The sequence below is a fragment of the Flavobacterium sp. ENC genome (genome assembly GCF_020991415.1).
Taxonomy (GTDB): domain Bacteria; phylum Bacteroidota; class Bacteroidia; order Flavobacteriales; family Flavobacteriaceae; genus Flavobacterium.
In genome coordinates this window covers 109502-117368 of the sequence record NZ_JAJMOY010000011.1, presented here as the reverse complement: position 1 = coordinate 117368, position 7867 = coordinate 109502, and the positions used below count along the sequence as shown (strand labels likewise).

Genomic DNA, 7867 nt, shown 5'->3' with positions numbered 1-7867 from the left:
AAAATTTCCACTGATAAGGCTAACACTTGTAATATGTGCTGCATTACTTTGATTGAACTGGTGCAACATCCAGAATCGCTTTTGTCCGGCAGTCAGTGGATAATTATTACTAATTTCCGCGACTTCAATGGGTACAATCTGAACGCGTTCCTCCTTTTTTAGATATTGGCTTAATTCGGCTACACTTGCATTTCTGAAAAGTGTCTCTATCGATATCTGGTAGCCCAATTGCTGAATGCGGGATAGTAATGCGGTCGCTTTTAAGCTATTGAATTGATCGGTAAAGAAATTCTGAGCGAATTCCAAGTTATCATTTTTAAGTATATTTCTCGCAAGGGACCACAATTTTTCATCTAAAGAATCGGCATTTGCCACTTCTTTGTGTGCTAATTGTTCTTCTAATTCCGCTGTTTTCTGAATTTGAGCTTCGTAATCTCTCGCAAGATATTGCTGTACTAATTGATAATGCTGTACTTTTCCGCTTGTTGTCTTCGGAATACTTTTTACGGCTATCACCTGCTGAACTTCCAGATTCAACTCATTAAGAACTTCCCGCTTTATATCCCAAATCGTCTGAATAAAATCTTCAGATATCAGACGCTGCTGTACAAAAATCAGTAGTTCTTCCGAATGATTTATATCTTTTCTGGCACTGCAGGCCACTACGGTTTCCGGCTTTAAATGAAGTTTTTTATGAATAATTTCTTCAATATCCTGCGGATAAATATTTTGTCCGTTAATAATAATCAGGTTTTTGGCACGTCCGGTTATGACCAAAGCGCCTTCGTACATAAAACCTAAATCTCCTGTTCTGTGCCAGTTATCGTTTGTTTTACAGGCTGCACTTATTTCAGGATCATTATAATATCCTGTGGTAACATTCGCTCCTTTAATCTGAATATGTCCGATGTGTTTGTCCGCCAAAACTTCGTCATTATCATTCGTTATTCTTACAGGGCACTGGTCTAATGGTCTTCCCACTTCTACGAACGAAGTACTGTTGGCACTATTTTCGTTGGCTACTTCTACTATTTTTTCTCCAATTTTCAAATGATTACGGTATACAAAATAACATTTGAAAGGATTCCCAACGATTGGAAGGGTCACCGCCACACATGCTTCTGCCAGTCCGTAACCCGGATACAGAACTGATGCCGGCAATTGAAACTGGCTCATTTCTTCCAGGAACTGATTGCACAGTTTCCATGAGATTGGCTCAGCCCCATTGTACATAATCCTCACCTGCGAAAGATCCCACCCAATCGGATTTTTCGCCGTACTTATTGCCGATAAGATGTATTGACAACCAAAATTTGGTGAATACAGTAAACTTGCCTTATGTTCACTTGCCTTTTCCATCCAGAGTAAAGGCCTTCTGATAAAAAGCGTCGTTGGCAATAGAAATTGCTGAATTTTTCTTAATGTACAGGACAGATGAAAACAAATAAGCCCCATATCATGTGTCAGTGGCAGCCAGCTTAAGGATCGGTCTGCCGTTGTGATTTTAGAACGATTTGCAATATCAGTAATATTGGCTACCAGATTAGCATGTGTTAGTTCTACCCCTTTCGGATTTCCTGTAGAACCGGATGAAAACTGAATATAGGCAATATCACCGGCACTTATATCCGTGTTTTTAATGCCTTGTGCTTTCTCTGCTACAGCGGCTTCTGAAAATAGTGTTGTTTTTGCAATTTTCTGATACGCTGCTTCGGTTACCTCATCACTTTTGTAGGTAAACATTTCTTCGAGCAGGCCTTTATCGCATACTAAAAAAGGATTGTTTAATTTTTTCCAAATGTTATATAGTTTATGCTTGTGCCCTTCCTGTCTTCCGATTGCTACCGGAACAGGAATGATTTTCCCAAGTATACATGCCCAGAAAACCTGTAAAAATTCTGCGTTATCATTTATCTGTATAATAACCTCATCGCCGGAACGCACTCCGAATTCCTGAAGATTATGAAGCGTATACAATGCTTTACCGAGCAATTCCTGATACGAATACGTTACTTCGTCACTAGAGGAACGAATAAACGTAATTCCGGTTTGCTCTTGTGCCGCATTTTCTAAAATATCAACTAAAGTATTACTAATAAGCATATTAAAACATTATTAACTCTCGTCACTACGGAAGCAGCGAAAAAATATATTCTTTAAAGAATTCGGTTTGTTTTCAGGGACTGTTTTGAATTGTAAATAAACGATTGTGATACAGCGCTTATTAAAATTCTTTTTGTATTACCTCAACAGGGGCTTTATATGGCTCTTTGGCAGCCATATGCACTATATATTTTTCGGAAAGCGGAATTTCTTTTACATGCCAGTTTCCATAATGGGCAACGGTTGCCAGATCACCCTTAATTTCGATGTCTGTCAACGGAATGTTTAATCCGTTTCCGATTGCTTTTACTACAGCTTCTTTTTTAGTCCAGTAGCCGTAAAAGGTTTTGTAATCTTCGGGATCGTGATATATTGCTTTTGCCTCAGCCGGGGTCCAGCAATTATAAAAATCTGTTTTATTGATTGGTTTCAGGGCTTCAGCGTCTATTCCGATACTTCCGTTTGCTGCAATGGCACACACTGCCAAAGTTTCGGAATGTGAAATATTAAAATCCATTATCCCGGGAACAGAAGGTCTGCCGTATTTATTGTAGGTCAGCACGGAAAGATCCGTTTCCTGAAGTCCGCTGTCCTGCAATGCCTGTATCAGTAATAACTTTCCGATCAAAGAAGTATGGGCATCTTCCCAATTTTTATAACGGGCAATTTTTTGCTGAATGGCAGACGGCATTTGCTTAAGATACCTCTTAAAATCAAAGTCGTTTAACGGCTGGCTTACAATAGCATAATAAACTCGCATGATTTTTACAGTAATGCAAAATGTATCCGGAAACGTTTCCGGATGCATTCACATTATTTAGGTGTTGGTTATCTTAACGTTGTGCTTTTATTTACTAACTTTTGAAAGCTTAAATGAAGGACCGTCTCCTCCGGTAGAATTGATGATAAAAGGCAAATCCCTGTTGTTTAAGATCCAATATTTTGAGTCTCCGTTTTTTTCAGCTATGTATATGGCGTCAATTTCTTTACCATCTACTATAATTTCTTTTCCTTTTGGAATTTCTTTTAATTCGAAAGTTTTATCATCATACTTTGCTGTCTTTTTGCTTTTTATTTCATCCAGAAACTTTTTTGAAACACAAAAAATAGTCTGGTCTTTAGGCAGTATTCTAACTTCTGACGGATTTAGTGCCTGCCAGTTAAAGTATTTACCTGACTCAAGTCCTTTTGGAGAAATTACCCATTTTCCGGAAATTTTCTTATCTCCATTGATCATCGTATATTCCAGCACTGTCTTTTTAGCATTCAGTTCTTTTATTTCCAACGGAAGCAATACTTCATTTCCCTTCGGATCTTTCGCGGAATAGGTTAAAACTAAATTCTGTTTGATATCGAGATTTGTTTTCTTTTGTGCTGTTACTGAAGAAGCAACAAACAGAATTAGTAAAGCGATTGATAACGTTTTCATTTTTAAGTTCATGGTTTTTAATTTTAATAGTTGTTCAATAATTTTTTTGTACTTATATAATATTTAAATAAAGCTGTGATTTCCTGTTTGTGTTGAAATATAAAGAAATGATTTCCTTCAAACTCCTTAACATCAACTGGATGAATACTTTCTTCTCCCCAGGCTTTTGCTTCTTCCCAACTGACTTTGTCTTTATTACCGATAAAAACTGTTAGCCGCATTTTTAATGGATCCCGCTTTTGGTAGGTGTAGGTTTCAATGGTTTTAAAATCTGCCCTTAACGAAGGTTCAAAAAGTGCCATGAGTTCATCGTTACCTAAAATTTCTTCCGGACAACCGCCCATATCCCTTATTTTATTGACAAATTCCTCTTTAGGCAGATCATGATAAAAAGGAGGTTCTCTTTTGACTTTTGGTGCCTTGCAGCCTGAAACAAATAAATGAACCGGGCGCTGGAAGTCATTTTCCTCTATTTTATGCGCTAATAAAAAAGTCAGGATTGCCCCCATACTATGTCCGAAAATCGCATAAGGCCTTGAAACATTTTGTGTTAACTGCTCAAACAAATCATCGACTATCGGATGAACATCTGTCAGCAAAGACTCGTGAAATCTTTTTCCTCTTCCGGGAAGCTCCAGTGTAATCAGATTAATATTTCTATCTAAAAATTCTTCCAGGGGATAGTAGGAGTATTTATTTCCTCCCGCAAAATGTAAACAGATTAAATCCATCATATCAAATCACTTTTTCTTAATTAATTAGCCGTTTTTATACTCGCCGTAAAATCGGGTATACTATTTTTATCGCTCACAATTTTTCCAAAATTAAACTTGATCACCCTGGTAGCCCTGTCAAAATATTCGTCATCGTGCGTGATGGCGATAATTGTTTTTCCTTGTTCTTTAAGTTTCGGCAAGATGTCTTCATAAAAATATTTTCTGAATCCGGGATCTTGTTCTGCTGCCCATTCATCCAAGATGATGATCTCCTTTTCTTCCAGTAAAGCATAGATCAGTGCCAGTCTTTTTTGCTGCCCTTTGGATAAGTTTTTATCATACACATTTCGTTCCTGATCCAGATGCAGTACTTCCTGCATTTTCATCATGTCAATATGTGCATTTAATTCACCTGTATTTTCCTTTAATTCAAATTCATCATAGTTTTCACTGAAGATATAGTTGGTGGTAAAAACGGCGGCTATTTTATCACTGTAGTACATTAACTGACCTGAATCAATCTTCTGACCATTAAAATATATGGAGCCTTCATAGGGTTTGTACAATCCGGTAAGTAAGTTTCCGAAAGTACTTTTTCCACTGCCGTTTCCGCCGGTAACGAAGATGATCTCCCCTTTTTTAATGGTAAGATTTACAGGCTGCAGATAAAACTTCTGATTTCGCTCTTCATCATTGTAGAAATAGGTCACATTTTCTAATCTGATTTCTTCAAATGGCAGTTCATTCGCTAATTTGCTCGGAACAATCCTATCCTGAATGGGATCCAGCATTTGTTCGATTAGATTTAAACGTTCTATTGAAATCTTTACCATAGTGTAGGTAGGAATTAACGTGATCAAAACCGCTACAGGACCGATAAGATACAAGATCGTTACCAGAAAAGCTGTTGTTTTTTCAGTGCTGATATTGAAATAAACCGGCAGTACAAACATGACTATTCCAAGAATGATGTACCAGCTGTAATAGCCTGTCAATTCGTTATCCATATATTTTATGGAAGTGTCTATGGCAATGTCTTTTCCTTTTATCCTGTTTTTTACCAGGAATTTGCTGAAGATATTATTGCTTCGTGTAATGCCCATTTTTAATTCTTTGAAACCGTAAAGCATATCTGCTAAATACTGATAGTAAGCATTTTGCAAATCTCTTCTTTCATTTAAATCTTTTTCGATAGCATTGTTCCTTACGAGGTAAAAAACCAATAAAAGTACCATTACCGCAACCACTAAACCTGCTCCAACTGGAGAGATATAGAATAAATATCCGAAACAGCATAAGATTACGATTAGGGAGTTGAATGCATTCATGAATACTTCAGGTATACTTCCCAATACTTTTGTATCGTTGATCGCCGTATAGATCTTTTCGTTTCCTATTTCCTCAAAATCCTGATAGGAAGCCATACGCAGTTTTTTCAGGATCATAATTTCAAAATCAAACAATAAGGTATTTGTTAACTTAATCATGTAGGTCTGAAAGAAACGGGAACAGACTAAAGAGGCCAGAATAATTGCTATAAAAAGTGCCCAGTCGTATTCCGGAAAGAATGGAATGGGTTGCTTCATTATGGTATTGTTTATAAAAATTAACAATCCCGCGTTAAGAATGCTGTTGAAAACTCCTAAGACGAGCATAAATCCCAGCGCTTTTTTGGATCTGACTAATAAGGTTTTTATAAATTTCATTTCGTATTGGTTTTAGGAAAGAAGAATTAATTTATTACACATTTGGTACATCAAAAATGTCAAGAAACATATTGAAAGTCAATACGATGATCAGCAAGTCTAAATCGTAAGGAGGATTTAAAATAAATCCGTCCCTACTGTACATTTTTTTAAGTCGTTCTATGGTATCCGGATCAAAATATCCCTGTCTTTTGATGCGATCGTAAGACAATAAATCATTAATCCATTCGCTGTTTGTTTTCAGTAAATGCGGACTTCCCGGTGCTACGAATCCGAATTTTTCCCGATTAATGATCTGGGAAGGAACATACTTTTGTGCCACTTTTTTAAGGATGTACTTTTCTTCCATATTCTTCACCATTAACGATGGCGGCACTGTTTTTACAAAGTTGATCAGGTCTACATCCAAAAACGGATAACGGCCTTCGACATTGTTGGCCAGTGTCATACGGTCTCCGTGATCGGCTATTAGGTGCCCGCCAAGACGCAGTTTGAAATCTACATAGGAACGCTGGTGAAAATGATGTCGGTTTTTAATGCGTTCGTGATCTATAGCGGGTTCTTTCAGGCAGTCAAAATCTTTGTAGGAATCGTTTAAAAGCGGCGAGTAAATCGCCTGTTTGGTTTCCCTGAATACATTTTCATTTTTTTCGTAAATGAAATCCGGATTTCCCCAAAGCTGTTTTCGTACCTCGTCCTCCCGTAAATGCTCTAAGTCTTTGTAACCAATGTTTCCTTCACGCCTTCCGTCAAATTTGTAGCCTGCATAACCGCCAAATAATTCATCGGCTCCCTCTCCGGAGAGGACTACTTTTATTTTTTCACGTTTGGCTCTTTCAGATAGAGCAATGGAACAGATATTATAGGTTTCTTTGAGCGGAGATTCAGAATAATAAATCACATCGCGAAGTTTACTTTCAAAATCATTCCACTCAAATTCTATCTCATTGTGTTTTGATTTTACCTGCTCACTTAAAATCCGTTGAAAACGCTGCTCATTGATATCCTTGTTTTCCGTGTTAGGGAAACAAATGGAGAACGAGTTGAATTCTTTCTCTTTATCCAGGTGTCGCATCATGCCTCCAATCATTGAAGAATCCAGTCCGCCACTCAGATAAAAACCTACGGGAACATCAGCATTTAAACGATAATTTACCGATTTCAGCAGTAAGTCATTCAGGTTTTCTATGTAATATTCTTCAGTTTTCTGACCGTAGTCATAATCCGCCGTAGGATAATCCAGATTCCAGTATTCTTTTATCTCCAGCTTGTTATTTCGCAATACCGCATAGTGTCCCGGTTCTAAACTTTTTACATCATCAAAAAAGGTAATTGGAGCGATATTAGCCGGAAATGTAAAAATCTGATCCAGCCCTTTGTAATCTATCCTTCTCGAAACGTCAGGATGTTCCAAAACCGCTTTTATCTCTGAACCGTATACCAAAGCGTGGTCCAGTTTTGCATAGAATAAAGGGCAAATTCCGAAATGGTCCCTGGCCATGACGAATATTTCCTTCTTTTTGTCATAGAGCGCAAAGGCAAACTGGCCGTTGATCTTATTCAGGAAATCTACTCCGTATTCCATGTACAGGTAAACCAGGACTTCAATGTCACAATTGGTATTAAAGTTGTATCCTTTCGCCTCCATTTCATGACGTAACTCCTTGTAATTGTAGATTTCTCCGTTACAGGTTAATACGATCGATTTATCAGGGCTGAAGAAAGGCTGCATTCCATGGCTTAAATCAATAATACTTAGTCGTACAAACCCAAGTCCCACATGGCCATCCACATAACAGGCCGAATCATCCGGCCCGCGATGCTGGATTTTGTTGGCCATCGCCACAATGATATCCTCTCTTGCAACAGATTCTCTATCGAAATTATAAATTCCACTTATTCCACACATATTT

General features: G+C 37.7%; 6 protein-coding genes. All 6 read right to left on the bottom strand.

The features are described from left to right. On the bottom strand, positions 1–2103 hold a 2103-nt coding region (locus LPB89_RS20250), incomplete at its 3' end, for an AMP-binding protein (RefSeq protein WP_230703459.1). 121 nt (positions 2104–2224) lie between these two features. Then, positions 2225–2911, bottom strand: a complete 687-nt coding sequence (locus LPB89_RS20245; RefSeq protein ID WP_230703458.1) for a 4'-phosphopantetheinyl transferase superfamily protein — start codon at positions 2909–2911, stop codon at positions 2225–2227. A 39-nt stretch (positions 2912–2950) separates the two neighbouring features. Next, positions 2951–3532: a hypothetical protein gene (locus LPB89_RS20240; RefSeq protein WP_230703457.1), complete on the bottom strand. Its 582-nt coding sequence runs from the start codon at positions 3530–3532 to the stop codon at positions 2951–2953. A gap of 23 nt (positions 3533–3555) precedes the next feature. After that, positions 3556–4266, bottom strand: coding sequence for a thioesterase II family protein (locus LPB89_RS20235; protein WP_230703456.1), 711 nt, complete (start codon positions 4264–4266; stop codon positions 3556–3558). A gap of 20 nt (positions 4267–4286) precedes the next feature. After that, positions 4287–5954, bottom strand: coding sequence for an ATP-binding cassette domain-containing protein (locus tag LPB89_RS20230; protein ID WP_230703455.1), 1668 nt, complete (start codon positions 5952–5954; stop codon positions 4287–4289). 34 nt (positions 5955–5988) lie between these two features. Beyond that, positions 5989–7863 carry an asparagine synthase (glutamine-hydrolyzing) gene (asnB, locus tag LPB89_RS20225; protein ID WP_230703454.1) on the bottom strand — a complete coding sequence of 625 codons (1875 nt, stop codon included), beginning with the start codon at positions 7861–7863 and terminating at the stop codon, positions 5989–5991. Between the last annotated feature and the right edge of the window lie 4 nt (positions 7864–7867).